Below are 24,253 nucleotides of genomic sequence, written 5' to 3'. Positions count from 1 at the left end.
CGATCCGGGAGCGCGTCATCTCCCGGAAGGATCCTCATCCTCATGACCGAACCGATCGAAAAGATCGACGCGACCGACCTGGTCATCCGCGCGCTCACCGAACACGAGGCGCACCTCTTCCACACCCTCCCCGACCCCGGTCTGGTCGGCCGTGCGTACCTCGGCCACACCTACGCCACGCGCGAGGCGGGCGGCGAGTACCGCCCGGAGTGGACCTGGGTCGCCCTGCGCGGTGACCGGGTCGTCGCCCGGGCCGCCTGGTGGGGCGGCCCCGACGACACCGAACCGAAGGCCCTGGACTGGTTCGACTTCGCCGACGGCGAGGCCGACGCGGCCGTGCGGCTGCTGCGTACGGCACCGCTGCGCGCCGAGTACAGCCTGCTGCTGCCGCCCGGCTGGCGCGACGAGCCCGCGGTGCGGGCCGCCGCCCGGTCCCGCATCGACGCCGCGACCGCCGCCGGTCTGACGCCGCTGGTGGAGCGCTTCCGGTACGAGTGGACGACGGGCGACGGGCTGCCGGAGCGGCCGGGCCGCCTGGAGTTCCGCCCGGAGCCGGACGACGCGGCGATCGCGGATGTGCTGCGCCGCGTCCACCAGGGCACCCTCGACGCGCACGACCGCCGGACCATCGCCGAGTCGGGCGTGGAGGCGGCCGTGCGGGAGAACCTGGAGTTCTTCCACTGGTTCCCCTCACCCCGCGCGTGGTGGCGGCTCGCCTACACCCCGCAGGGCGACCTCGTCGGCATCCACGTGCCCGCGCACAACCCGGCGGGGCCCTGCGTCGGCTTCATCGGCGTCGTACCGGAGCAGCGCGGTCACGGCTACGCCTACGACCTGCTCGTGGAGTGCACCCATGATCTGGTCTCCCACGGGGCGACGCGGATCGCCGCCGCCACCGACCAGGGCAACACGCCGATGGCGGCCCATTTCGCGAAGGCCGGCTATCCCGTCGCCCAGGAGAAGATCGACCTGGTCTGACGCCCCGCCACATCGGCCCGGACCGGCGCCTGGAGTCGCCGACGTCCTGCTGCGCTCCCGCCCGGCGTCCCCCAGCATGGTGGGGGATGCCGGGCGACCGCAGATGAGGTGACGTCAGTGCTGTTCGAGGTCTGGGCACCGCACGCCGACCGGGTCGTGCTCCATGTGGACGGCACCACGCACCCCATGGAGCGCGACCCTGACCGTACCGGCTGGTGGCGGGCGAACGCCGCCGCGCGCCACGGCTCGCGGTACGGCTTCGCGCTGGACGGCGGACGGCCGCTGCCCGATCCGCGCTCCCGCCGCCAGCCGGACGGCCCGGACGGGCTGAGCGCGGTCGTGGACCCTGCCGGGTTCAGCCAGGACGGCGAGTGGCCCGGGCGACCGCTGGCGGGCGCGGTGCTGTACGAGCTGCACATCGGCACCTTCACCCGCGCGGGCACCTTCGACTCCGCCGCCGAACGGCTGCCGTATCTGGCGGAGTTGGGGGTGACCCATGTGGAGCTGATGCCGGTGTGCCCGTTCCCCGGGCGGCACGGCTGGGGATACGACGGGGTCGCCCCGTGGGCGGTGCACGAGCCGTACGGCGGCCCGGACGGCCTCCGGCGCTTCGTGGCCGCCGCGCACGGGCACGGACTCGGCGTCGTCCTGGACGTGGTCCACAACCATCTGGGGCCTTCCGGCAACCACCTGCCCGCCTTCGGCCCGTACTTCACCGACACCCATCACACCCCCTGGGGCGCGGCGGTCAACCTGGACGCGCCCGGCTCGGACGAGGTGCGGGCGTACTTCATCGGCAGCGCGCTGGCGTGGCTGCGCGACTACGGCGTCGACGGGCTGCGGCTGGACGCCGTGCACGCGCTGTGCGACACGCGTGCCGAGCACTTCCTGGCCGAGCTGTCCGCCGCCGTGGACCGGCTCGCGGCCAGGACCGGCCGACCGCGGTTCCTGATCGCGGAGTCCGACCTGAACGACCCGTGCACCACCGCCCCGCGGGAGGCGGGCGGCCACGGGCTGCACGCGCAGTGGAACGACGACTTCCACCACGCGCTGCACACGGCGCTCACCGGGGAGTCACAGGGCTACTACGCCGACTTCGCGGCCGATCCGGCCGCGGCCCTCGCCAAGACGCTGGCCTCGGGCTTCTTCCATGACGGCACGTACTCCTCGTTCCGCGGCCGCGCGCACGGCAGGCCGCTGGACCGGCGCGCCACGCCGGCGGCGCGGCTGCTCGGCTACGCCCAGACACACGACCAGGTCGGCAACCGGGCCCAGGGCGACCGGCTGTCGGCCGACTGCTCCCCGGGACGGCTGGCCTGCGCCGCCGCGCTGGTGCTGTGCGCGCCGTTCACTCCGATGCTGTTCATGGGCGAGGAGTGGGGGGCGCGCACGCCGTGGCAGTACTTCACCGACCATACGGACCCGGAGCTGGCCGAGGCCGTACGGACCGGCCGCCGCCGCGAGTTCGCCGCCCACGGCTGGGCCGAGGCGGAGGTGCCGGACCCGCAGGATCCGGCCACCCGGGACCGCTCCTGCCTGGACTGGTCGGAACCCGGCCGGGAGCCGCACGTCTCGCTGCTCGCCTGGTACCGGCGGCTGATCGCGCTGCGCAGCGGTGAGCCGGCGCTGTCCGATCCGGGCTGGGAGTACGGAGCGCTGACGGCCGGACGGGAGGGCGCGGTGCACTTCCGCCGCGGCCCCTTCCACGTGGCCGTCAACCTGGGCCCGCGGCCCGCCGCGCTCCCGCTGGGCCCGGAGTCCGCCGGGGCGCGCGTGGTCGCCGCGTGGCGGCCGGTGGCCGCGCCGGACCCGGCTGGCGCCGTGCTGCTGCCCGCCGAGACGGCGGCCGTTCTTGCGGACCCGGCACCTGGGCAGGACGCTGGAAGGTGACGCGCCCGCGCCTTCGTGCGTGCGCGGACCGGGCACCGGGGCGTGGCGGCGCGGCCGAAGGAGTGACCGCCATGCGTACGCTGCTCACCGCACGGATCCACACCGAGGCCGGCAACGAGGCCATCAGGAATGGCACCATGCCCGCGTCCCTGAAGAAGATCATGGACGAGCTCAAGCCCGAGTGCGCCTACTTCACCCCGATCGGCGGCCGCCGCGCCATCCTGATCGTCTTCGACATGAAGGAGTCCTCGCAGATGCCCGCCATCGCGGAGCCGCTCTTCGAGGAACTGGACGCGGAGGTCACCTTCCAGCCGGTGATGAACTACGACGACCTCCAGAAGGGCCTGGCGACCTTGCAGGGCTGACCGATCACCTCCTCGGCAGCCGGATCAGGCCACCATCGGCGACTTTCGGCCGTAGTCACGCAACGTACAGCGGTGAACACAGAGCTCATCTAGCGTGAGGCCCGCATCCATGAGGGAACGGGGGGACACATGGATCCCATCACTGCCGCCGCGGCGGCCGGGGTCGCGCTCGTGGTCAAGGGAGCGCTGGAGTCTGCGGGCCAGGAAGCAGGCCGGTCGGGCTGGAGCGGCGGCACGCGGCTGATCGAGCGGATCCGTGCCCGTTTCCGGGGTGACGGCGACGCGGAGGGCGCGCTCGACCGCGTACAGCAAAGCCCGGACGACGACGCCGCGCGGGAGCTGCTGCAGCGGATGCTGCACGCCCACATGCTGCGCGACCGCGACTTCGAGTCGGACGTGCGCCGACTGATCGACGAAGCGGTGGCGGCGCAGGGCGGCGGGGCTCAGGTCAACGCCGCGGTCATCAAGAACGCCCAGGTCTTCAACGAGAAGGTCGAGATCAAGGGCGACTGGAACATCTCCTGACGGCACCGGAACAGCGCGAGCGTCCACGCATCAGGGATCACGAAGCAAAGATCACGAGTGAGAGATCACGAGTGAGAGATCACGAGTTAGAGATCACGAGTTAGAGATCACGAGTTAGAGATCACGAGTTCATGAGCGAGGAACCACCGGCGGACGAGGCACCGCCCGGTGCCGGGCCCGCCGGCGCCCCGGCCACCGCGGACAAGGGCGCCAAGGCGGAACCGAGCCCGGCCGACGAGGACGGCGACGGCCCGGTCAGCGAGTCGGACGCCCTGCGCAACCTCACGCAGGGCGGCGGTCAGGACGACGCCGAGCGCTCCGAGGCGGTACGGGCGAGCGCCATCGCCGATCTCATCGCCGAGCGGCTGAACGCCGACTCCTCCGGCACCCGGATCGGCACCCTGGCCCTGTTCAACGAGTCCGTCAGCTTCGGCGGGGGCTTCCACACCGGCGGCCGGGCCGCGCCACCGCCGCCGGGGGCCGGCGCCACCGTTCCACTCGACGAGACGGAACTGGCCGAGTACACCGAGCTGTATGTGCACCCGGAGAGCTACGCCGCAGCGCTGGACGCCCTCTGCGAGCAGCATCTGCTGGTGCTGACCGCACCGCCGGGCAGTGGCCGGGAGGCGGCCGCCGTGAACCTCCTCGCCGAGGCGATGGCGGTGAGCGGCAGCGCCGACGGCGCCTGCCATCGTGTCCTCGACCCCTCGGTGATCGTCTCCCCCGACTGGGTGCCCCCCGCCGAGAACAGCGGGTATCTCGCCGTGCTCGACGACGCGGGCCCGGGGAGGCAGCCGCTGGGCGCGGCCGGGCTGCGCGGGATAGCCGGAGCGGTCGCCAGATTGAAGGCCGCGCGGAGTCATCTGGTGCTTGTGGGCGGCCACGATCTCGATGTGGCCGCCTCCGGGCCCGGCGCGGGACCGGTCGCCCGCCATCGACTGGCCGCGGTGGATCCGGTGGCCGTCGTGGAACTCCGTGTGCTGGGACACGGTGCGGCCCTCGAGGCACGGAACGAGCTGCACGCGCTGTTGGAGAGGTCCGGAGCGGCGACGGCCCTGCGTGAGCGCCTGTCGCCCGCGCACGCGGTGCGGTTGGCCTCGGTCATCACCGCCGACGGCGACCTGCCCGCGGCGGTGGCCGCGCTGCGTGATCCGAGCGACCAGGTGGCCACCTGGTTCAGCCGTCATCGCGAGCCGGAGTCCCTCGCGTTCGCGCTCGCCGCGGCCGTGCTGGAGGACAGCAGCTACCTCACCGTCGCCGACGCCGCCATCGCCTTACGCCGCGCGCTGACGCCGACCGAAGAGGCACCGCCCGACGTCCGCTTCCGGGAGCGGCTCCGACACGAGCAGCCGTGGATCGAAGTGGTCACCACGAGGGACGGCACCACCGCCGGTCCACCGCGTGTGCGCTTCCGCAGTGGCCTCCTGCGCCAGGTGGTCCTCGCCTACGCCTGGACGACCCTCGACGGCCGCCGGGACGCCGTGCTCGGCTGGCTGCGCGGTCTGCTCGTCCACAGCGATCTGGAGGTACGGGCACGTGCGGCGGTCGCGGCCGGAGTGCTGGTGTGGGCCGACCACCATTACGCGGCGCACCGCTTCCTCAAGTCCTGGGCCGGCAGCTCCTCGTGGCCGGTGCGGCAGGCCGCGGCGACCGCGCTCGGCGTGGCCGGCAGCAGGCCGGAGACGGCGGAGGCCGTCTGGGAGCTGCTGCGTGAGTGGGCGAGCGGCGGCGTCGGCGCGCACCAGCGGAAGGTGGCCGGTACGGCGGCGAACGCCGTCGGCGGGCTCCTCGGCAGGAAGGCGCCCCGGCGCGCGCTGGAGGTGCTGCGCACCGCGCTCGACCGCCGGGACGACTGGGGCACGCTCACCCCGGTCGCGTGGGGCGGGGTGCACCTGCTCCACCAGGGCCGGGCCGGCCACGTGCTGGACGCCTACCTGGACTGGTCCGCGCCGCAGGATCTCTCGCCGATGGTGGTGAAGACCCTGTCGGCGTTCGTCTTCGCGGTGTCCCAGCCGTACCAGGAGAGCGCCGCGGCGGGTGCCGAGCCTCCGCGGGGCGCGGTGCCCGGCGTGCCGCTGCTGCTGAGCGGCCTGTCCGAACACTCCGCGCGGCTGGCGGAGCTTTGGGCACGCGCGCTCGCCCGCAAGCCGGTGCAGGACCCGGCGCTCGACGCGCTGCGGCGATGGATCGACGACTACACCGACCGCTGTCCCGGCGCCCTGGACGACGTGCGCGCGCTGCTCGTGGACATCGCCCGGAGGCCCGGCAAGCACCGGGAACGCCTGCTGTGGTGGCTCATGAAATGGGCCGACGACCGGGAACACCCGTCCCGGCACTCCGCGTCGCTGTACAGCGCCGTGGACCGGTCGGGCTGATCCGGTGACCGGGTGTCCCGGAGGCCGGACCGCATACCGAGAGTGCCCGTGTGAGGAGATGCCTGTGGAGGAGCTGACGTACGACCCGGTGCTGGACAGCCAGCCACTGCCGCGCTGGCGGCTGCTGAACCCGCTCCGGCCGCCGGCCCCGGGAAGGGCTCTGGTGCTGGTCCCGGACAGCGGCGCCGCGCTGACGGTCCGGCCCGGCGAGGAGATACCCGCGGCGCGCTTCGGCGCCTACCAGAGTGTGTACACGGTCGATATGACCGAGCACCGGCTCATCCTCGACATCGCCCTGCTCAGCCGGGATGCCACCTTCTCGTTCCGCAGCCGGGTGGACGTGGTGTGCCGGGTCGCGGACCCCGCCGAGGTGGTGGCGCGGGGCATCAGGGACATGAGCGGCGCACTGTACGGACACCTCCGCGGCATGCTGCGGAGGGTCGCGCGGGAGTACGACATCGGTCACTTCCACGAGGCCGAGGAGGCGCTCAACGCCGCGGTTCGCGACTTCACGGGCGACTCGGCCGTGCGGCTGCGCGGCATCCGGGTCGAACTGCTCGTGGACGAGGACGAGATCGCCGCGAGCGGGCGCGCGTACCGGGACGTCGTACGGGAGACCCGGCTCGACGGGATGCGCCGCGACCGGCATCTGGACCTGATCCGCGACGAGGGCGTCGAGGGGCTCATCGCCGAGATCATGGAGAAGGAGGGGGCGCGCGCCGCACTCGCCTGGATCGAGAAGGGCGAGGCGGACAAGCGGGAGGCACGGCTCCAGGCCATGCGGATGGTGCTGGAGCGCGGCGACGCCCACCGCGAGCCCTTCGAGCAGGCGGAGCTCGAACGCGCGGTGGTGGAGGAGGTGTTGGGCGACGGCGGTGGGGCGCCCTTCGGCGGGCCCCGGCGCGGGCGTCTGCGGGGCGCGCTGGCCGCGGGCCGGGCCACCGCTCCGGAACCGGAGACGCCGGAGGCGGCACCGTCCCCGGCGGCGCACCCGACGCTGCGGGGCGACGTGGTCCGGCCGCGACCGGCACGGATGGACGGCCCTCCACCCGAGGACGAACCCGTACCCGCCGCGGACCCCGCCCCGACGCTGACGGACCCCGCCCCGACACCGGCGGATCCCGCACCGGCGCCGCGGTTCGCGGACGCGCCCCCGCCGCCCGCGCCGCCGACGCCCGCGGCCACGCCCCCGCGGCCTTCGGACCCGGCACCGCCGGGGCGGGTGAGCCGGGTGCGGGGGACGGCCAAGCGTCCGCCCGGCGGTACGGGAACAGGCGAGGAGCCACGATGACCGCACAGCATGGCACTGCCCGTCCCGACACCGAGGCGGCCACCGGAGCACCCGGTGGACTCCCCGCTCCCCCGGCCGGCCCGGCAGGCCGGAACTTACCGCCGCGGATGATCTGGGGACACGAAGGACCTGGTCTGCAGGGCGCCGTCGTGTGGACCGAGCGGGTCCCGGGACGGGGCGAGGACGCCGAGCCCTTCGTCGCCCACCACTTCGGCACCGCCCAGGGCCTGGTCGCGGTCTTCGACGGTTCGGGCGGCTCGGGTTCGTCGCCCGTCTGGCAGGCCCCCGACGGGGAGACGCGGACCGGCGCCTGGGTCGGTTCACGGGTGGCGAGGCTGGCCACCGACTGCTGGTTCCATGACGTGGTCGCCGAGGACCAGGACAACGCCCCCGGGCAACTGCGCGACTACCTGGAGTACTTCCTGTCGTCCGCGCCGCAGCGGCGCAGCAAGATCGTGGGCAGGATGCGCCGGCAGCTGCCCACCACCCTGGCGGCCGTGCGGTATGAGTTGCGCGGCGAATCGGCGGAGTGCCAGGCGCTGTGGGCCGGGGACTCGCGTGCGTACACGCTGCGGCCCGACCGGGGGCTGTGTGTCCTCACGCGTGACCACACGGAGGAGCACGACGCCCTCAAGCTGCTCCGGTCGGATCCGCCGATGACCAACTCGGTCTGCGCCGACCGGGAGTTCGAGATCGACAGCCAGCGCATGGCGTTCCCGCTGCCCTGTGTGCTCCTGGCGGCCACCGACGGCTTCTTCGGGTACGTCCAGACCCCCGGGGACTTCGAGTGGCTGCTGCTGGACACGCTGATGCGGGCGCGCACCCCGGTCGAGTGGGCCGACCTGCTCCGCCGGGAGGTGCAGGGGTATACCGCCGACGACGCGTCGCTGGCCCTGGTCGCCCTCGGCTACCGGGACCTCTCGCAGATCCGCGCCGCCTTCGCGGACCGCCACGACACGATGACGAAGCACTACGCACGCACCAGGCCACCAGCGGCCGCCACGGCGGCCGAGACGCGCGGCTGGCAGGACGCGGCCTGGCAGGCGTACCGCACCGACTACGAGACCTACCTGCCGCCGCTGCCGGAGGAGCGGATATGAAACAGGGCGATGTGATCGCGGGATACCGCGTCATCAGTGAGCCGACCAACGCCAATGGCGGCAAGTGCATGTGGGCCTTCGCGGAGAAGGGGGGCCAGGAGTTCTTCCTGAAACGGTTCCTGGAGCCCAAGCGGCCTCGTGAGGGGTCCACCGCGAGCGCGGCGAGCCGCCGTATCCGCATGGAGGTGTGCAAGGAGTTCGAGGACCGGCACCGCGCCATCATGAGGCAGTTGCGGCCGGACACTCCCGGCGGCGGCAACCTCGTCCTCGCGACGGACTTCTTCCACGAGGGCAGCACGTATTACAAGGTCACCGAGCGGATCGACACCTCCAGCATCGACAAGCCGCAGGCACTGGAGCCCCGTCAGAAGGCGGTGCTGCTCAAGACCCTCGGCCTGAGCCTGCAACTGCTGCACAACATCGATGTGGTGCACGGCGACCTCAAGCCGCTCAACGTGCTGGTGCAGAAGCGGGACGGTGCCGCGTTCCACACCGCGAAGTTGATCGACTTCGACGACTCCTACCTCTCCGGCCGTCCCCCCGGGCGTCAGGACATCGCGGGCGACTCGCTGTACGGCGCGCCGGAGTGGCGCCGCTATGTGCAGGAGGACGAGGCGGTCCAGGCGGAGCACCTGACCACGGCGGTGGACATCTTCGCGCTGGGACTGATGACGCACTACTACGTGACGGGAGCCGCCCCCGGATACGCCGACCGGTACGGGTCCCCCGCCGACGCGGTCAACGCGGGCGAGGACCTGGCCATCGACCCCCGGCTCTCGGATTCCCTGCGGGGCCTGATCCGGGCCATGACGGCGCGCTCCCCCGGGCGCAGGCCGCGGATCGCCACCTACCTGGGGACGCTCAAGGACCACCAGGTGTGCGCGCTCCAGCACCGCCGCCCGGGCACCGTGAAGCCGAAGCCGGCGGCCTCCAGGGCAGCGGAGTCCGCGGGCACGACGTCGGGTGGTGCGGAGGGCGACGCGTCCGCGCCGCGTACGAGCCGGGTCCGGGGGGCCAACCTCAAGGGCACCGGCACTCCTCGTACCACCGCGTCGCCACCCCCTTCCGACCCCCCGGCGGCCCCGGCTCCCTCCGAGGAGCCCAAGCCGGCCGCCCCGAGGACGTCCCGGGTGCGGATCAACCTGGGTACCCGCCGCAAGCCGTAACCCCAGCTCCGAGGAGACACCACAATGAACGCCAACATCGAGCAGTACCAGGGGAATCTCCAGTACGCGGTCGACATCGTGCTGTGCATCGACGCGACCGGCAGCATGTTCCCCGTCCTCGACTCGGTGAAGTCGAGCGCCCTGCAGTTCCATGACCGCCTCAACGACGTGATGGCGAAGAAGGGCAAGGCGATCAGCCAGCTCAGGTTGAAGGTGATCGCGTTCCGGGACTTCGGCGACGATCCGTCCAGCGCGATCGAGCAGACCGATTTCCTCCAGCTGCCCGCACAGGCGAGGGACTTCGAGGCGTTCGTGCGCGGGATCGACGCCGCGGGGGGCGGCGACATCCCCGAGTCCGGTCTGGAAGCGCTGGCCCTCGCCATCAACGCGCCCTGGGAGAGGGGCCTCGACCGCAGGCGGCACGTCATCGTCATGTTCACCGACGCCCCGGCCCACCCCTTGGGCACGGTCGGCACCTCGGCGCACTCCTATCCGGCCGGGATCCCGCGCAGCATGGACGAGCTCTTCGAGCAGTGGGGGTATGCGCGCAGCCAGACCGCGGTGATGGAGCAGTCGGCCAAGCGCCTCGTGCTCTTCGCCCCCGAGGGCGCCCCGTGGTCGGACCCCATCGCGGAGGAGTGGGATCTCACGCTGCACTTCGAGTCCAAGGCCGGGGACGGGCTGGAGGAGTTCGAGATGGACGAGATCATCGAGACGATCGCGAACAGCCTGTGAGAATCGAATGGCCCGGATTCCGGCTGGTGGTGCGGGACAGGAGGACACTGGTCTTCCAATGGACTGCCCTTGGCTCTCTCCAGGTGCCCGCGGACCGCTGCTCCTCGTTGACCGTCCAGCCGCGCGGGCAGACCGGTGGGGTGCAGCTCGTCTTCCAATTCCGCACGGCGGAAGGCCAGCCGAGTGGGTTCATCTCGGCGCGGGCCGATGTTCCCGCCGAATTCGCGGGCCCCGCCATCGAGTTCGTGGAAGCGCTCAAGCACGAGTACGGGATCGGCGACGCCTCCGATGACGAGGGCGCGGAGGCCGACCGGTTCAGCCGGGTCCCCTACGACAGCCGGGAGTGGATCGCCGCTCCGGCGGCCGCGCCGGCCGAGGAGCTGTACGAGGAAGTGTTCCAGCGGATCGCGGCGGAACGGGCGTCCTGACGGACCCGGCGGAAGGGGGTGAGGGGTGGCAGCGGCGAACTGGAAGTGTCGGGACTGCGATACCGACAATGATCCCGGCGAGACGAACTGCATCGCCTGTGACACGCCGAGGAGCAGCGCCGCACGCCGGCCGCCGACCACGGCGAAGTCCAACCCGCCGAAGAAGGCCACGGCCGTGAAGTCCGGTGGCGGAGCGAAGCCGGCGGCGAAGCGGCCGGCCCCGGCCCGGCCGACGGCGGACTGGACGTGCCGCAAGTGCGACACGAACAACACGGCGACGGCGCTGTCCTGCATCGCGTGCGGGACGGGGTGGAAGGCGGCGAAGAAGGCCGCCCCCAGGAAGCCTGCTCCGAAGAAGGCCCCGGCGAAGAAGTCGGCGGCCACGAAGTCGACCACCTCATCAGCCGGGCCCTCCAGGTCCGGCGGCGGTACGGGTACGGGAACGAGACCTCGCGCCGCCCGGCCCACCACCGCGCCGCGCGAGGTCTTCTACCCGTCGGCCGGTTCCGCTGGATACACGCCGCCCACCACGCCGCGCCGGACGCCTCCTGCGGCGTCTCCCCCGCCCCCGAAGCCCTGGACCGCCGCGCCGTATCCGCCTCCGGCGCCCAGGGCTCCGGCGCCGGGGGGCCGGAGCAAGGACCGCCTCAAGGGCTGCCTCGGCGTGATCGTGGGGCTCTTCCTGCTCTACCAGCTCCCCAAGAGCTGTCTGGCGGGCATCTCCGCCGGCGGCGACGGAGACGCGGCCCCGGACGCCTCGGAGAGCAGTGCGCCGTCCTGCCCGGAACGGATCGCCGCGGCCCTGCCGGACGGCGGCGGCAGCGGCACAAAACTGGTCAAGGCGTTCCGCACGAAGAACAAGCAGATCGTCCTCTGCCGGACGGGGGGCGGCAAGCTCTACTACTTCGGGGAGTTCAAGGACCGGCGGGAGAAGGGCATCGCCATGTCCGCGACGGAGACCTCGGACGGGTACGAGGCCCGTAACGGCGCATACCGCTACCGCATCCATGACGGGGTCGTGACGATCTACGAGTCCGATCGGCGGATCGGTGAGGAAGACCTCACCCCGGAGCCCTCACCGTCCTGATCCGGTCACCCCGCGTCCGGGGCCAGCCGCAGGGAGATCGAGTTGATGCAGTACCGCTGGTCGGTCGGGGTCGGGTAGCCCTCGCCCGCGAAGACGTGGCCCAGGTGGGAGCCGCAGCGGGCGCAGCGGACCTCGGTGCGGAGCATGCCGAGTGAGCGGTCCTCGATCAGTTCGACGGCGCCGGTGTCCTTCGGGTCGTAGAAGGACGGCCAGCCGCAGTGACTCTCGAACTTGGCGTCGGAGCGGAACAGCTCGGCCCCGCAGGCCCGGCAGGAGTAGACGCCGGCGGTCCTGGTGTCGGTGTACTCGCCGGTGAAGGCGCGCTCGGTGCCCGCCTCGCGCAGGACGTGGTACTCCTGCGGGGTCAGCTCGGCGCGCCACTGCTCGTCCGGCTTCTCGATCTCGTACGGCATGGGTAAGGCCCCTCCTCAGTGCTCCGGGCGCTCCAGGTGGGCGAGGATCCGCGGACCGAGGTCGGTCACGTCGCCGGCGCCCATGGTGAGAACGAGATCACCCGGCTTCGCCATTCCGGCGATCAGCTCCACGGCCTCGTCCTTGCCGGGGCGGAGCGGACGTCCGCGCCGTGCCGGGCGGCGGCGTCGATGATGAGGGCGCTGGTGACGCCGGGGATCGGGTCCTCGCGGGCGGGGTAGATGTTCAGGACGACGGACGCGTCGGCAAGGGTGAGCGCCTCGCCCATCTCGGCGCCGAGCTCCTGGGTGCGGCTGAACAGGTGCGGCTGGAAGAGGGCCAGGACGCGGCCCTCGCCCGCGCCGCCGCGGATGGCCTCCAGGTCGGCGGAGATCTCGGTGGGGTGGTGCGCGTAGGAGTCGATGACCTGGACCCCGGCGGCGTTGCCCTTGAGCTGGAGGCGGCGCTTGACGCCGGTGTACGCGCCGAGGGCGGGGGCCAGCTCCGCGGCGGGGATGCCGAGCGCGACGCCCGCGGCGAGGGCGGCGACGGCGTTGTGGGCGTAGTGGCGGCCGGGGACGGAGACGGTGAAGGCCAGCGGCGCGGCGTCGCCCAGATCGATGGTGACCTCGCTGGTCAGGCCGTGCGCGGCGACGTCCAGGACGCGGATGTCGGCGTCGTCGGCCGCACCGTACGTGACGATGTTCAGCCCCGCGCGGTCCCCCAGGCGGCGGGTCAGCTCGCGGGCGCCGTCGTGGTCGGCGGAGATCACCAGGGTGCCGCCCGGCCGGACGCGTCCCACGAAGGTCTCGAAGGAGTCGTAGATCTCCTCCATGGAGGCGTAGTTCGCGTGGTGGTCCAGCTCCACGTTGAGGATGATCGCGACCTCGGGGGCGTACTTGTGGAAGGACCGGTCGCTCTCGTCGGCCTCGGCGACGAAGATGTCGCCGCCGCCGTGGTGGGCGTTGGAGCCGGGGGCGTCGAGGTCGCCGCCGATGGCGTAGGAGGGGTCCAGGCCGAGCGTGCTCAGGGAGACGGCGAGCATGGAGGTGGTGGTCGTCTTGCCGTGGGTGCCCGCGACGGCGATCGGACGGGCGCCCTCCATCAGCGCGGCGAGCGCGTCGGAGCGGTGGACGACGGGGATACCGCGCTCGCTCGCGGCGGCCAGCTCGGGGTTGTCGGCGCGGATGGCGCTGGAGACGACCACGCAGGTGGCGTCGGCGGCGAGGTGGTCGGTGGCGTGGCCGAGGTGGACGGTGGCGCCATGGGCGCGCAGCGCGTCGGCGGTCGGGGAGCCCTTGGCGTCACTGCCCGCGACCTGCGCCCCGCGCATGGCGAGGATCTTCGCGATGCCCGACATTCCGGCGCCGCCGATGCCGATGAAGTGCGGTCGGTCCATGGCGGACGGAATGGCTGCCATATGCGGGGCTCCCCTGCCTGTGCGGTGTGTCGCGTGCCAGTTGTCCGTCGTCCGAACACCTGTCGGCGCCGATTGTCGCCTGCGGCGATACGCCGCGCAAAATATTGCGCGGCGAGGGCCCCCGGCGGCGTTACCGGCGCAGAGTAATGCGCATCCCGTACCGGGGGTGCCGCTCAGCCGCCCGCCGCGGTCTCGTCCACGGCGTGCGAGAAGAGCTTGAGCACGGGCACGCCGACCTTGTGCCGGGCGCGGGAGGCCCAGTCGCGGTGGAAGAACTCCTCCACGAAGTGCGGCGCGGTCAGCACGATCACCTCGTCGGCCCCTGTCTGGTCGACCACCGAGCGCAGCAGGTCCAGCGGATGCCGTTCGACGACCTGACCGACGGCTTCGCTGCCGGCCGCGCGCAGTGCCGCCAGGGAGTGGGTCAGGGCCCGCTCGGCGGGCAGCAGCGCCTCCTCGCCCTCGGGCTCGTCCGCCTCGCGGACGGCGTGTTCCAGTTCGCCGAGCGCGACGTCGTCGATCGCGCGGAGCAGCCGGTCCTGGTCGCCCCGCGGCTGCATGAGGACGACGAAGGAGACCGGGTCGTCGCCGTGCAGAGTGGTGACGAACTCCACGTCGGCGGGGGTGAGGGGCTTCTCGATCATCAATACGCTGGTGAACACGACGGACGCCCTTCTCCTTCTGGGCCGCACCGGCCCCACAGAAACCATCCTGTGCGTGCCCGCGTGCCCGCGAGCACTCGCGTTGACTCAATTCTGCCCGGCCGAAGCTAAGTGGAAGCGGATATTCCGCCGATCATCAGATCCGACGGTAACGGGTGAAGAGGAACCCGGCCTCTTCCAGAACCGAGGCGAGCGCGAACCGCTCCGGATCCACCAGGGCGGGACCGCTCATGATCCGGCTCGCGTCCCCCGCCGCGACCATGGGCGCCAGCGACAGGCACACCTCGTCCAGCGCCCCGGCCGCGGCGAACTGGCCCAGCAGCCGGGGGCCGCCCTCCGTCAGCAACCGGGTGAGTCCCCGCGCGGCCAGCACCGGCACCACTCGGGCCGGATCGACCCCGCGCCCCTCGCCCGCCACCAGCACCTCCGCGCCCGCCGCGCGGGCGGCCGCCACCCGCTCCCGGGGGCCTGCTCCCCGGTGAGCACCAGCGTCGGCACCAGCGGCGCGGTGAACAGCGGTGCCGACAGGTCCAGGTCGAGGCCCGCGCTGACCACGGCGATCACCGGGGCGGGCGGCTGCCCGGCCGCCGCGCGGCGGGCCGCGAAGGCCTCCCGGGCGCGGGCCGGGCGGTACCCCTCCTGGCGCACCGTCTCGGCGCCCACCACGACCACGTCGGCCAGGGCCCTCAGCACGCCGAAGATCCGCATGTCGGCGGCGCAGGACAGCGGCTGCGACCGGCCGCCGTGATGGGCGGCCCCGTCCAGCGAGGACACCATGTTGGCCCGCAGCCAGCCGCCACCAGGCCGCGAGGCGTCCCCGGGCACCGGGGCGTCCCGCGGCCCGTCCCCGGGCACGGGGGAAGGCTCCGGATACGCGTAGGCCTCGGCCAGCTCCTCAAGGCTCCACTCACGGTCCTCGATGTCGGACGGGCCACGTTCGGGGGACACGGGGAACAGACGGCGCATAGGCGGCAGTGTGACATGCCTCGCTCATGGACCGGGTCCCGGCGCAACTGCGGATAGGCTGGAGTGCTGTGTCCTCCACCAGCGCAGACTCCTCCTCCGTCGGGCCGATAGCCGCCGATCCGGCCGCCACCGGCGAGGGCCCCGCGGCGCTCACCGCCCGCGCGCCCCACGTCCCCGCCGACCGGCTCGTCGCGGAGATGGTGCCGCCCCCGCGCTTCGACACCGTGCGCTTCGACACGTACATCCCCGACCCGCAGCAGGCCAGCCAGATCCAGGCGGTCAAGGTCCTGGCCGACTTCGGCGCGCGGCTCGGCGGCGGGGCCGACGCGGTCGGCGGCGGCAAGCGGCGCTGGTTCCGCCGCGAGGCGCGGCCCGCGGTCCCCAGCGGCCCGCGCGGCGTCTACCTCGACGGCGGCTACGGCGTCGGCAAGACCCATCTGCTGGCCTCGCTGTGGCACGCCACCGAGGGGCCCGCGGAGCGCAAGGCGTTCGGCACCTTCGTGGAGCTGACGAACCTGGTCGGCGCGCTCGGCTTCCAGCAGACGGTGCAGACCCTCAGCGGGCACCGGCTGCTGTGCATCGACGAGTTCGAGCTGGACGATCCGGGCGACACGGTGCTGGTCTCCAGCCTGCTGAGCAAACTGGTCGAGGCGGGCGTGGCGCTTGCCGCGACCTCCAACACCCTGCCGGGGAAGCTGGGCGAGGGCCGGTTCGCCGCGGCCGACTTCCTGCGCGAGATCCAGGGCCTGTCCGCGCACTTCCGCACCCTGCGGATCGACGGCGAGGACTACCGGCACCGCGGGCTGCCGCAGGCCCCGGCGCCGTACTCCGACGACACGGTGACCCGTACCGCGTACGCCACCCCCGGGGCGTCGCTGGACGACTTCCCCTCCCTCCTGGACCACCTGTCCAAGGTCCACCCCAGCCGCTACGGCGCGATGTGCGACGGCGTCCGGGCCGTCTGCCTGACCGGGGTGGAGCCGGTGCCGGACCAGTCGACGGCGCTGCGTCTGGTGGTGCTGGCCGACCGGCTCTACGACCGGGAGGTGCCGGTGCTGGCCTCCGGCGTGCCCTTCGACGCGCTCTTCGGCGAGGAGATGCTGAGCGGCGGCTACCGGAAGAAGTACTTCCGCGCCATCTCCCGGCTGACCGCGCTGGCCCGCGACGCGAAGCGCCTGACGGAACCGTCCGGCTGAGCCGCCAAGCGCCTGACGGACCTGACGGACACGCGCAACACGTGGTCAATCCGTAGCCGCGGGCTCCGGCGCGTGGTACACACGTGCGGTCATATTTCCTGTCCGCCAGCAGGGAGCAACACCGCATGTCCGCAACACGACGTCAGATCCTGGCCGGTACCGGCGCGCTCGGCGCGTCCATCGCCTTCGCCGGGAGTGTCCCCGAGCTCTTCACCGGCACGGCTGCCGCGGCCACCGACGGCAGCCGCGGCTACGGCCCGCTGATCCCCGACCCCGACGGCCTGCTGGACCTGCCCGAGGGCTTCCGCTACCGCGTCCTGTCCCGCGAGGGCGACGCGCTGCGCTCCGGCGAGGGCACCGTGCCCAGCAACCACGACGGGATGGCCGCCTTCCCCGGACGAGGCGGCCGCACCCACCTCGTCCGCAACCACGAGAACCGGCAGGACGCCAAGCACCGCGTCCCCACCGTCGAGGGCCTGACCTACGACCCCGAGGGCCCCGGCGGCTGTACGGCGCTCACCCTCGACCGGCACAACCGGGTCCTGGGCGAGCGGGTCGCCATCGCGGGCACCTCCACCAACTGCGCGGGCGGGCCCACCCCCTGGCACACCTGGCTGACCTGCGAGGAGACCGAGTTCAGGGCGGGCGAGGAGGGCTACACCAAGGACCACGGCTTCATCTTCGAGGTCGATCCGTACGACCCGCACCGCACCGGCGCGCACCCGCTCACCGCCATGGGCCGGTTCCAGCACGAGGCCATCGCGATCGACCCGCGCAACGGCGTCGTCTACGAGACCGAGGACGCCTTCGACAAGCCGTTCGGCCTCTTCTACCGCTTCCTGCCGAACAAGCCGCTCGGCGGCCGGGGCTCGCTGCGCGCGGGCGGCCGTCTGGAGGCGATGCGGGTGCCCGGAGTGCCCGACCTGTCGGTGGTCCAGAAGACGGGTACGACCTTCGACGGCATCGAGTGGGTGCCGGTGCCGGACCCGCTGGCCAGGCAGACCCCGGTGCGGCTCCAGGACTTCGGCCGGGGCGGCATCACCCACGCCCAGAAGCTGGAGGGCTGCTACTGGGGCGGCTCCAGCGTCTACTTCGTCTCCAGCTTCGCGCGCAGCACGGACGGCTCGGCCGCCGACCACTTCGGGCAGGTGTGGCGGTACGACCCCGAACGCCGCCGCCTCACGCTGGTCATCGTCTTCGGGCCGAGCACGGACGTCCAACTGCCCGGCGAGTCCCCGGACAACATCACGCTCGCGCCCGGCGGCGGCCTGATGGTGTGCGAGGACGGCAACGGCGCGCAGCATGTGTTCGGGCTGACGCGCCGGGGCGAGGTGTACCCGATGGCGCGCAACCGACAGGAGCTGACATCAGCCGCTACCGCGGCGGGCGGCAGCGAGGAAGAGCCGGAGTGGGGCGAGTTCGCGGGCGTCACGTTCTCGCCCGACGGCGACACGATGTACGTCAACTGCTACACGCCCGGCACGACGTTCGCCGTGACGGGGCCCTGGCGCCGCTGACGACGGCCTCCTCACGGTACGCGGCGGCCCGCCGGGGTCGTCACGAACGGCGCGCGGCCAGCGCGCAGGACAGGGCCGTGGCCGCGGCCGCGATGACCGCGGCCGCGGCCAGCGGCAGCAGCGGCATGGTCACCGTGCCGCTGCGGGAGCCGGTGACCAGCCCCGACACGGCGGCGTGCGCGGGCGAGCCGCCAGCCACCGAGACCAGCAGCGCGGCCAGGAGCGTGCTGGGAACGGCCCAGCCGGGACTGCGCAGCAGCGGACGGTTGCACAGCGCCCCGACCGCCGTCCCGAGCAGGGCGCAGGCGAGGGCGGCGAGCAGCCCGGCGGCGGTGGCGTCCGGGCGGGGCACCGCCACCCCGTGGTCCGCGCTGTACGGATCGCTGACCGCGGCGACCAGCAGGGTGCCGACCGTGCCGAGTACGACGGAGCAGCCGAGCGCCGTGAGCACGGCGGCGAGGTGCACGCGGGCGGAACCGGCCGCGGCGGCGGCACAGTCGCGGGCGGCGGGCGGCTCGTTGGTGGTGCAGACGCGGACCAGCCAGGCGGCGACCGGGAGCAGCGCCGCGGAGCCCCAACCCAGTGAGTCGAGGATCGGCTGGCCGACCTGCACCCCGATGGCGAGGAACACGCCGTACAGGATGAGCGGCGGCAGCCAGCGGTGCGAGCGCAGGAGGAGCGCGGTGTTGTAGCGCAGCAGGGCGGTCATGGGGTTCCTGGGCCGAGTGGGACGTGCTGGGCGACGGGTCTGCGTGGCTTCGACGGGCTTACGGGCCTACGGGTCGGGAGACGGCCCGGGTGGCGGATGGACGGCCGGGGGCGGCGCTGGGGCCGGGCCGCGTCGGTCACGGTGCGTATGTGCCACGGTGGCCACGCCGTGAGCAGGGTGCGCAGCAGCCCGTCGGAGTGCGCGGCCGCGACCGTCAGCCGCACCCGGCGAACCCCGTCGGCGGGGGCCGCGTCGGGCCCTCGGTGTATGTGCGGCCCGTTCGGGGCGCCGGGAGCGTCGGAGGGCAGGGCCGGTTCCCACGTCGGCGAGCCGGGCAGGTCGCGCGGCAGCTCGGCGCCGGCGGGGCCCTCCGCGTCGATCACCACGCGCGGCCCGGCGGCGGCGCGGGCCGGCGTCGACCGCCGTGGCACGTCGCGCAGTCCGCCGTCGGTCACCCGGTAGACGGCGTCCTCCGCACCGGCCAGCCGCCGCGGGTCGTGGTCGACGAAGACGACCGTCCCACCGGCCGCCACCCGTTCGGTCACGGCCCGGTCCAGCACGGCGCGCGCGGCCTGGTCGAGTCCGGTCCACGCCTCGTCCAGGACGAGCAGCCCGGGTGCGGCGAGCAGGGCCTGGGCGACGGCGACCTTCTGGCTGGTGCCCTTGGAGAGTTCGGCCAGCGGGGTCCTGGCGTGCCCGGCCGCGCCGAAACGCTCCAGCCATTCCTCGGCGCCGCGCTCCGCGACCGTACGTCCCAGACCGTGCACCCGGCCGAGGTGGGTGAGATAGCCGAGGGCGGTGAACGGCAGCTCGGCGGGGAAGCGTTCGGGCACGTACGCGGTACGCGGCCGACCGGTGACCCGGCCCGCGCTCGGCGCGTCGATGCCCGCGAGCACCCGCAACAGGGTGGACTTGCCGCTTCCGTTGGCGCCCTCCACCCGCAGCAGGGAGCGCGGCGGCAGATCGAGGTCGACGCCGCGCAGCACCCAGGGCCCGGTGAGGCCGTACCGCCGCCCGACTCCGTGCAGTCTCATGGCCGTTGAGCCTATGCGGTCGCGGCACGGCGTCGCGTGACGGCAGGGGTGCCCCGGGCGCGCCGCCGTCCGGGGACGGCCACGGCCGGGCGGCCCCGTCGAGGGCCGTACCGGTGCTGGCACACTGGGCGGGTGACCAGCCCTGACCCCTCCGCCACCAGCAGCCCCTCCGCCACCGGCAGCCCCTTCCACCACGCAGAGATCGACCGGGACGCCGCGCCGCAGTTCGTCCTGCCGCTGGTCGTCCGGATCGAGAAGAGCGCCGCGCCGGCCCCTCCGGCGCGTACCGACGCGTTGGAGACGGCGGCACGGGCGGTGCTCTTCCTGCTCTCCGACGAACGGGCGACGGCCGCGGACGGCGCGTGGGCGCGGGCGGTACGGGACTGGCAGGACGCGCGGATCCGCAAGGTGGTCCGCCGGGCGCGTGGCGCGGAGTGGCGGCGGGCGGCGGGCCTGCCGGGGATCACCGTGACCGGCCGCACCGCCGAGGTCCGGGTCTTCCCGCCCGTGCCGCTCGACGGCTGGCCGAAGGAACTGGTCAAGCTCCAGGTCAGCGGTACGGAACTGGCCGACCCCGAGCCGCCGGGCGCGCCGGACCCCGCGGCGCCGGTGCTGTGGCTCAGCCCCGACCTGGAGATGTCGGCGGGCAAGGCCATGGCCCAGGCCGGCCACGGTGCGCAGCTCGCCTGGTGGGGGCTGGACGACGCGGAGCGCGCGGCCTGGCGGGACGCGGGGTTCGCGCTGTCGGTGCGGACGGCGGACCGGCGGCAGTGGGCGCGGCTCACCGCGAGCGGGCTGCCGGTGGTGCGGGACGCGGGCTTCACCGAGATCGCGCCCGGTTCGTGCACGGTGGTGGCCGACCATCCGGCGCTGCGGGCGGCCTGCGGCTGAGGAGCTCGCTCCGGGGTTTCTCCGCCCGCCGTGTGTCCTTGTCCCGCCGGGCCTTGTCCCGCCGGGCGTGTCGTTCCTCCTGTGTCGTTCCTCCGCCGGGTGTGTCCTTCCTCCCGCCGGCCGGCTCAGCCGCGGGGTCGGGTGGCGCGGTGGCGGCGCAGGGCGCGGGTGACGATCGGCGGCAGCAGGTCGGCGGCGACCCGCCGGGTGGCGCTCACGGGCGCGCGGCGCGGTCCGGGGATCCGTGCGGGCGGCTCCTGGGCGGCGGTGCCCGCGTCCTTCGGCGGGGTCGGAGCCGCCGGTTCGGCGCCGAAGCGGGAGACGGGTACCGGGGCCGGGTGCGCGGGACGGCCCGAGAAGCGCAGGACCCGCTGCCCGGCGATGTCCTGCACGCTCATGCGGAGTCCGGCCCGCCACTCGGTGTCGGCGAGCAGTTCCTCCTGGAGCGGCGCGGGGTCGCCCCACGTGCCGTACAGCTTCTGGGTGCTCAGGCAGATCGGGCGCAGACCGTGGTTGAACACCGCCTCCCAGGTGGCCGCGGCAACCCCTGGGGTGTGTTCGGAGCGGAAGTCGTCCAGCGCGACGACGCCGTGCGGCGGCAGCGCCGTACGGGCCGTGTCGATGTCCCCTGCGACGTGCTCGTACAGATGCGAGGCGTCGACGTGGACGAACCGGCAGCTGCCGGGTGCCACATGCCGCGGGACCTCGGAGGTCGGGCCCTGGACGATCTCGGGCAGGCCGTCGTGGAAGGCCAGGTAGTTCCGTTCGAAGGCGACGCGGGTCAGGGACGCGTACGACTTGCGCGCCTCGGCGGCGTTCTTGTCGTCCGGGGCGAGGGCGTCGAAGAGGTCGCAGACGGTGAACCGCTCGTCCGCGCGACGGAAGGCTCCGGTGAAGATGGCGCTCTTGCCGAGGTAGGCGCCCATTTCGAGCAGGTCCCCATGCTCGTCGAGCCGCTCCTGGCGGGTGAGGAACCGGTCGAAGAGCACTTGGTCCAGTGGTGGGAACCATCCTTTGACGTCGTCGAGCGTGCGCGGTGGCTGTGCGGCTGGCGCGGAGGTGGCCGACATGGTGCTCCGGATCCTCGTGGCGTACGTGGTGCCTTGCGTGGTGCGGGCGGGGTGGACGAGCGGCCACGGTAGGGGTGGCAAGGAAACGGCAGGGCGTACCCGGCGTGTGTGTCCTGTGCCCTTCGTGCAACGCTCTCGCGACCACCCCCGTTCGTCCGCCGAACGCACCTCGGAAGCGCGAACGCACCTCAGAAGCGCAGGACCGCCTCGATCCGCTCGTGCTCGGCCAGCGAGTCGTCCGGGACGAACGCCACCTCGCTCCCGGTCTCCAGCGCGGCCTCGATGATCTCGTCGACGATGTCCTCCTGCACCTGAGCGCCCAGCTCGGCGGTCGGCGTCTCGGCCGGGTCGACGGGCACCAGATGCTCGGGGGTGACGCGTACGGTGCGCTGGTAGCTCTCCTCCACGGCGAGCAGGTCGATCCGCCCCTCTCGAGCCACCTGCCACACCTCCTCCAGACCCGCGGCGAAGGTCTTGCGCCCCTGGGCCTGGTCGATCCGGACCATGACCTGTTCGGCCTCGCGCACCGCCTGCTCCTCGCGGGCCGGGGCGATGGCCTCGGCCAGGACGGCGGCGGGACCGCCGGTCAGCCCGCCCTTGACCACCTTGGCCACGGCCGCCTTGGCGGCGCTGCCGACCTCCTCCAGCAGGCTGAGCACGGGCGTGACGCCGACCAGGTAGAGCGGGCGCGGCTCGGCGGCGAGCAGCTTGTCGATGGCGGCGTCGACCTGCCGCAGGTACATGCTGGCGCTCTCGCCGCCGTACGGCCCGGGCTTCTCGCCGACCTGCATCTCGCGTTCGGGGTCCGAGGCCAGCTCCGGCGGCGTGACGGGGAAGCCGTGCGTGCGGTCCTCCCGGAGGGAGCCGTCGCTGCCGCTCCACAGCGTCGTACGGTCGGCGGCGGCGGTGAGCACCCAGTACGGGCGGACGCGCTCGTGGGCCGCGACCAGGTTGCGGGTGAGGAAGGTGTCGCTGAAGACGACCCGCTCGGGCGCGGAGCGCGGCAGGTACCAGACCTGGTGCTCGCCCCGGGCGGCGAAGATCGCCAGGGACTCCTCGAAGTTCCGCGCCTCGACCTCGGCCACGGCCCGGTCCAGGTGGTCGCCGATGGCGTAGCGGGCCTCCCGTGACACCTCGGGGTCCGCCTCCAGCCGGCGCTTGGCCTGCGCGATCAGGTTGCGCAGCCGTACCGCGTTCTGCCCGTCGCCCGGCGTGACGCGCCGGTCGGTGGGCATGGTGACGGTGACCGCTGGGTAGGGCCGCCGCGTACGGAGCGCGGCCAGCGTGCTGGATGTCAGATCAGTGGTGCGCATCATTGCCTCTCGACGGTGGCCTCATCCAGCAGGATCACTCACCCCCGTCGGGCCCGCATCACGGACGGTCGGGGAGCGCCGTGTGGTCCGGGTGGTCCGGGAGCGCGGTGTGGTCCGCGAGCCACGCGAGGTAGTGCGGGCTGCGCCGTACGGCGTCGGCGTAGACGCGCTCGGCACGTGCGGCGAGGGCCGGGGCGTGCGCGGCGAGCGCGCCGTGCCGGTGCCACAGCAGCAGGTGCCGGATGCGCAGCGGGCTGCCGGTCAGGGGCATCGGGACGATGCCCGGCGTGCTGCGGAAGGTGGCCTGTCCCAGGCCGACCGCCCGGCCCTGGGCGATGAGCTCGCGGGCGGCGGACGCCTCGGCCTCGTGCCGGATGGCGGCGGTGAAGCCCGCGTCGGCGCAGGCGGCCGTGAAGGCCTCGAAGAGGCCGGTGGCCTGGCTGGGCGGCAGCACCCACTCCGCGTCGGCCAGCTCCGCGAGGCCGACGGACTGGCGTCCGGCCAGGCGGTGGGTGCCGGGCAGCAGGACGAAGGCCGGTTCGGTGGCGACCGTACGGCAGTGCACGTCGGGCGGCGGGACGGGCGCCGGGTCGCGCAGGTACTCCACGACGGCGGCCAGGTCCTGCTGGCCGCTGGCGACGAGGTCCACGGCGGTGGTGACGTGGCTCTCGGTGCGCAGCGCGGGCGCGCTGTCGGGGAACAGCCGCTGGAGCTCGCCGAGCAGACCGACCATGAGCGGGCCGGGGGTGGCGACGTAGCGCAGCGGGCGGTGCCCGGCGCCGGAGCCGGCGTGCAGGGCCGAGCCGACCTGGATAGCGTCGATGGAGGGCAGCACCGAGCGGGCCTTGGCGAGCACGAACTCCCCGAGCGCGGTGGTCGCCGCGCCGTGCCGGGAGCGTACGAACAGCGGGCCGCCCAGGGCCCGTTCGATGCGGCGGAGCTGGGCGGAGAGGGTGGGCTGGGACATCCCCAGGCCGGCCGCCGCCTTGGTGATGCTGCCCGCGTCGGCGATGGCGCAGACCACCCGCAGATGGCGCACTTCCAGGTCCATAGCGTCATGCTATGGACGACTGCGATTACTTGAAAGTTCCAGATGTGGCCAGGATGGCGACGCGGCGGGGTCA

Annotated in this window: 20 protein-coding genes and 3 pseudogenes; 14 read left to right on the top strand and 9 right to left on the bottom strand. The window is 73.4% G+C overall.

The genetic code is table 11. The annotated features are described in order from the left end of the window. Positions 1-42 precede the first annotated feature (42 nt). The 11 genes and pseudogenes from Q3Y56_RS27270 (at position 43) to Q3Y56_RS27220 (ending at position 11,940) form a co-directional block, all read left to right on the top strand. Positions 43-978 (top strand): GNAT family N-acetyltransferase, encoded by a 936-nt coding sequence (locus tag Q3Y56_RS27270; protein WP_304464447.1) that lies wholly within the window; start codon positions 43-45, stop codon positions 976-978. A gap of 96 nt (positions 979-1,074) precedes the next feature. Then, positions 1,075-2,868, top strand: a pseudogene (gene treZ, locus Q3Y56_RS27265) (malto-oligosyltrehalose trehalohydrolase); the annotation flags it as partial. Between the two features lie 71 nt (positions 2,869-2,939). Further along, positions 2,940-3,233, top strand: coding sequence for a hypothetical protein (locus Q3Y56_RS27260; RefSeq protein WP_304464446.1), 294 nt, complete (start codon positions 2,940-2,942; stop codon positions 3,231-3,233). Between the two features lie 129 nt (positions 3,234-3,362). Next, entirely contained in the window at positions 3,363-3,758 is a 396-nt protein-coding gene (locus Q3Y56_RS27255) for a hypothetical protein (RefSeq protein ID WP_304464445.1), read from the top strand. Between the two features lie 131 nt (positions 3,759-3,889). Then, on the top strand, positions 3,890-6,133 hold the full coding sequence (locus Q3Y56_RS27250) for a hypothetical protein (RefSeq protein WP_304464444.1): 2,244 nt from the start codon (positions 3,890-3,892) through the stop codon (positions 6,131-6,133). Between the two features lie 64 nt (positions 6,134-6,197). Beyond that, positions 6,198-7,424 (top strand): hypothetical protein, encoded by a 1,227-nt coding sequence (locus tag Q3Y56_RS27245; RefSeq protein WP_304464443.1) that lies wholly within the window; start codon positions 6,198-6,200, stop codon positions 7,422-7,424. Between the two features lie 107 nt (positions 7,425-7,531). Beyond that, positions 7,532-8,524, top strand: a complete 993-nt coding sequence (locus Q3Y56_RS27240; RefSeq protein ID WP_304464442.1) for a serine/threonine protein phosphatase — start codon at positions 7,532-7,534, stop codon at positions 8,522-8,524. Then, positions 8,521-9,690 carry a protein kinase gene (locus Q3Y56_RS27235; RefSeq protein ID WP_304464441.1) on the top strand — a complete coding sequence of 390 codons (1,170 nt, stop codon included), beginning with the start codon at positions 8,521-8,523 and terminating at the stop codon, positions 9,688-9,690. The genes Q3Y56_RS27240 and Q3Y56_RS27235 overlap by 4 nt, the downstream gene beginning before the upstream one ends. Before the next feature lie 24 nt (positions 9,691-9,714). Next, positions 9,715-10,425, top strand: coding sequence for a vWA domain-containing protein (locus tag Q3Y56_RS27230; protein WP_304464440.1), 711 nt, complete (start codon positions 9,715-9,717; stop codon positions 10,423-10,425). Then, entirely contained in the window at positions 10,422-10,853 is a 432-nt protein-coding gene (locus Q3Y56_RS27225) for a hypothetical protein (protein WP_304464439.1), read from the top strand. The genes Q3Y56_RS27230 and Q3Y56_RS27225 overlap by 4 nt, the downstream gene beginning before the upstream one ends. Positions 10,854-10,878: 25 nt before the next feature. Beyond that, entirely contained in the window at positions 10,879-11,940 is a 1,062-nt protein-coding gene (locus Q3Y56_RS27220; RefSeq protein ID WP_304464438.1) for a zinc finger protein, read from the top strand. 5 nt (positions 11,941-11,945) lie between these two features. Here Q3Y56_RS27220 and msrB read toward each other — a convergent pair whose 3' ends face one another. From msrB to Q3Y56_RS27200, 4 genes and pseudogenes are all read right to left on the bottom strand, one after another. After that, positions 11,946-12,353, bottom strand: a complete 408-nt coding sequence (gene msrB / locus Q3Y56_RS27215) for a peptide-methionine (R)-S-oxide reductase MsrB (RefSeq protein WP_304464437.1) — start codon at positions 12,351-12,353, stop codon at positions 11,946-11,948. Between the two features lie 15 nt (positions 12,354-12,368). Next, a pseudogene (gene murC, locus Q3Y56_RS27210) lies at positions 12,369-13,771 on the bottom strand (UDP-N-acetylmuramate--L-alanine ligase). Positions 13,772-13,944: 173 nt separating this feature from the next. Next, entirely contained in the window at positions 13,945-14,415 is a 471-nt protein-coding gene (locus Q3Y56_RS27205) for an indole-3-glycerol phosphate synthase (protein WP_304465824.1), read from the bottom strand. A gap of 154 nt (positions 14,416-14,569) precedes the next feature. Next, a pseudogene (locus Q3Y56_RS27200) lies at positions 14,570-15,399 on the bottom strand (pyrimidine reductase family protein). Positions 15,400-15,506: 107 nt separating this feature from the next. Here Q3Y56_RS27200 and zapE point away from each other — a divergent pair. Together zapE and Q3Y56_RS27190 are read left to right on the top strand one after the other, a co-directional pair. Continuing rightward, a complete protein-coding gene (gene zapE / locus Q3Y56_RS27195) occupies positions 15,507-16,595 on the top strand; it encodes a cell division protein ZapE (protein WP_304465823.1) in 1,089 nt (362 codons plus the stop codon). A 125-nt stretch (positions 16,596-16,720) separates the two neighbouring features. Continuing rightward, positions 16,721-18,112: an alkaline phosphatase PhoX gene (locus tag Q3Y56_RS27190; RefSeq protein WP_304464436.1), complete on the top strand. Its 1,392-nt coding sequence runs from the start codon at positions 16,721-16,723 to the stop codon at positions 18,110-18,112. Positions 18,113-18,152: 40 nt separating this feature from the next. Here the strand turns inward: Q3Y56_RS27190 and Q3Y56_RS27185 are convergent, their stop codons facing one another. Continuing rightward, positions 18,153-18,821, bottom strand: coding sequence for an ABC transporter (locus tag Q3Y56_RS27185; RefSeq protein WP_304464435.1), 669 nt, complete (start codon positions 18,819-18,821; stop codon positions 18,153-18,155). Beyond that, positions 18,818-19,855, bottom strand: coding sequence for an ATP-binding cassette domain-containing protein (locus Q3Y56_RS27180; protein WP_304464434.1), 1,038 nt, complete (start codon positions 19,853-19,855; stop codon positions 18,818-18,820). Before Q3Y56_RS27180 ends, Q3Y56_RS27185 begins: the two co-directional genes overlap by 4 nt. A 201-nt stretch (positions 19,856-20,056) precedes the next feature. Between Q3Y56_RS27180 and Q3Y56_RS27175 the strand changes: the two genes are divergently transcribed. Continuing rightward, positions 20,057-20,746 carry an aminoacyl-tRNA hydrolase gene (locus tag Q3Y56_RS27175; RefSeq protein WP_304465822.1) on the top strand — a complete coding sequence of 230 codons (690 nt, stop codon included), beginning with the start codon at positions 20,057-20,059 and terminating at the stop codon, positions 20,744-20,746. A 125-nt stretch (positions 20,747-20,871) separates the two neighbouring features. Here the strand turns inward: Q3Y56_RS27175 and Q3Y56_RS27170 are convergent, their stop codons facing one another. The 3 genes from Q3Y56_RS27170 to Q3Y56_RS27160 form a co-directional block, all read right to left on the bottom strand. Continuing rightward, complete coding sequence (locus tag Q3Y56_RS27170) at positions 20,872-21,816, bottom strand: class I SAM-dependent methyltransferase (protein ID WP_304464433.1); 945 nt, start codon at positions 21,814-21,816, stop codon at positions 20,872-20,874. 188 nt (positions 21,817-22,004) lie between these two features. Next, positions 22,005-23,129 (bottom strand): chemotaxis protein, encoded by a 1,125-nt coding sequence (locus Q3Y56_RS27165; protein ID WP_304465821.1) that lies wholly within the window; start codon positions 23,127-23,129, stop codon positions 22,005-22,007. A gap of 58 nt (positions 23,130-23,187) precedes the next feature. Then, the gene (locus Q3Y56_RS27160) at positions 23,188-24,180 is read right to left on the bottom strand and encodes a LysR family transcriptional regulator (RefSeq protein ID WP_304464432.1); all 993 of its coding nucleotides are present in this window, start codon (positions 24,178-24,180) and stop codon (positions 23,188-23,190) included. Positions 24,181-24,253: the final 73 nt, after the last annotated feature.

This window comes from Streptomyces sp. XD-27 (assembly GCF_030553055.1).
GTDB lineage: Bacteria > Actinomycetota > Actinomycetes > Streptomycetales > Streptomycetaceae > Streptomyces.
The sequence above is the reverse complement of the archived record's forward strand: the minus strand, read 5'-3'. Positions and strand labels throughout refer to the sequence as shown.

Coding starts and splice junctions, on each gene's coding strand:
- Q3Y56_RS27260 (WP_304464446.1), top strand. CDS start 2,940: ATGCGTACGCTGCTCACCGCACGGATCCACACCGAGGCCGGCAACGAG.
- Q3Y56_RS27240 (WP_304464442.1), top strand. CDS start 7,532: ATGATCTGGGGACACGAAGGACCTGGTCTGCAGGGCGCCGTCGTGTGG.
- Q3Y56_RS27180 (WP_304464434.1), bottom strand. CDS start 19,855: ATGAGACTGCACGGAGTCGGGCGGCGGTACGGCCTCACCGGGCCCTGG.
- Q3Y56_RS27250 (WP_304464444.1), top strand. CDS start 3,890: ATGAGCGAGGAACCACCGGCGGACGAGGCACCGCCCGGTGCCGGGCCC.
- Q3Y56_RS27160 (WP_304464432.1), bottom strand. CDS start 24,180: ATGGACCTGGAAGTGCGCCATCTGCGGGTGGTCTGCGCCATCGCCGAC.
- Q3Y56_RS27190 (WP_304464436.1), top strand. CDS start 16,721: ATGTCCGCAACACGACGTCAGATCCTGGCCGGTACCGGCGCGCTCGGC.
- Q3Y56_RS27170 (WP_304464433.1), bottom strand. CDS start 21,816: ATGTCGGCCACCTCCGCGCCAGCCGCACAGCCACCGCGCACGCTCGAC.
- Q3Y56_RS27235 (WP_304464441.1), top strand. CDS start 8,521: ATGAAACAGGGCGATGTGATCGCGGGATACCGCGTCATCAGTGAGCCG.
- Q3Y56_RS27230 (WP_304464440.1), top strand. CDS start 9,715: ATGAACGCCAACATCGAGCAGTACCAGGGGAATCTCCAGTACGCGGTC.
- Q3Y56_RS27205 (WP_304465824.1), bottom strand. CDS start 14,415: ATGATCGAGAAGCCCCTCACCCCCGCCGACGTGGAGTTCGTCACCACT.
- Q3Y56_RS27255 (WP_304464445.1), top strand. CDS start 3,363: ATGGATCCCATCACTGCCGCCGCGGCGGCCGGGGTCGCGCTCGTGGTC.
- Q3Y56_RS27185 (WP_304464435.1), bottom strand. CDS start 18,821: ATGACCGCCCTGCTGCGCTACAACACCGCGCTCCTCCTGCGCTCGCAC.
- Q3Y56_RS27270 (WP_304464447.1), top strand. CDS start 43: ATGACCGAACCGATCGAAAAGATCGACGCGACCGACCTGGTCATCCGC.
- msrB (WP_304464437.1), bottom strand. CDS start 12,353: ATGCCGTACGAGATCGAGAAGCCGGACGAGCAGTGGCGCGCCGAGCTG.
- Q3Y56_RS27165 (WP_304465821.1), bottom strand. CDS start 23,129: ATGCGCACCACTGATCTGACATCCAGCACGCTGGCCGCGCTCCGTACG.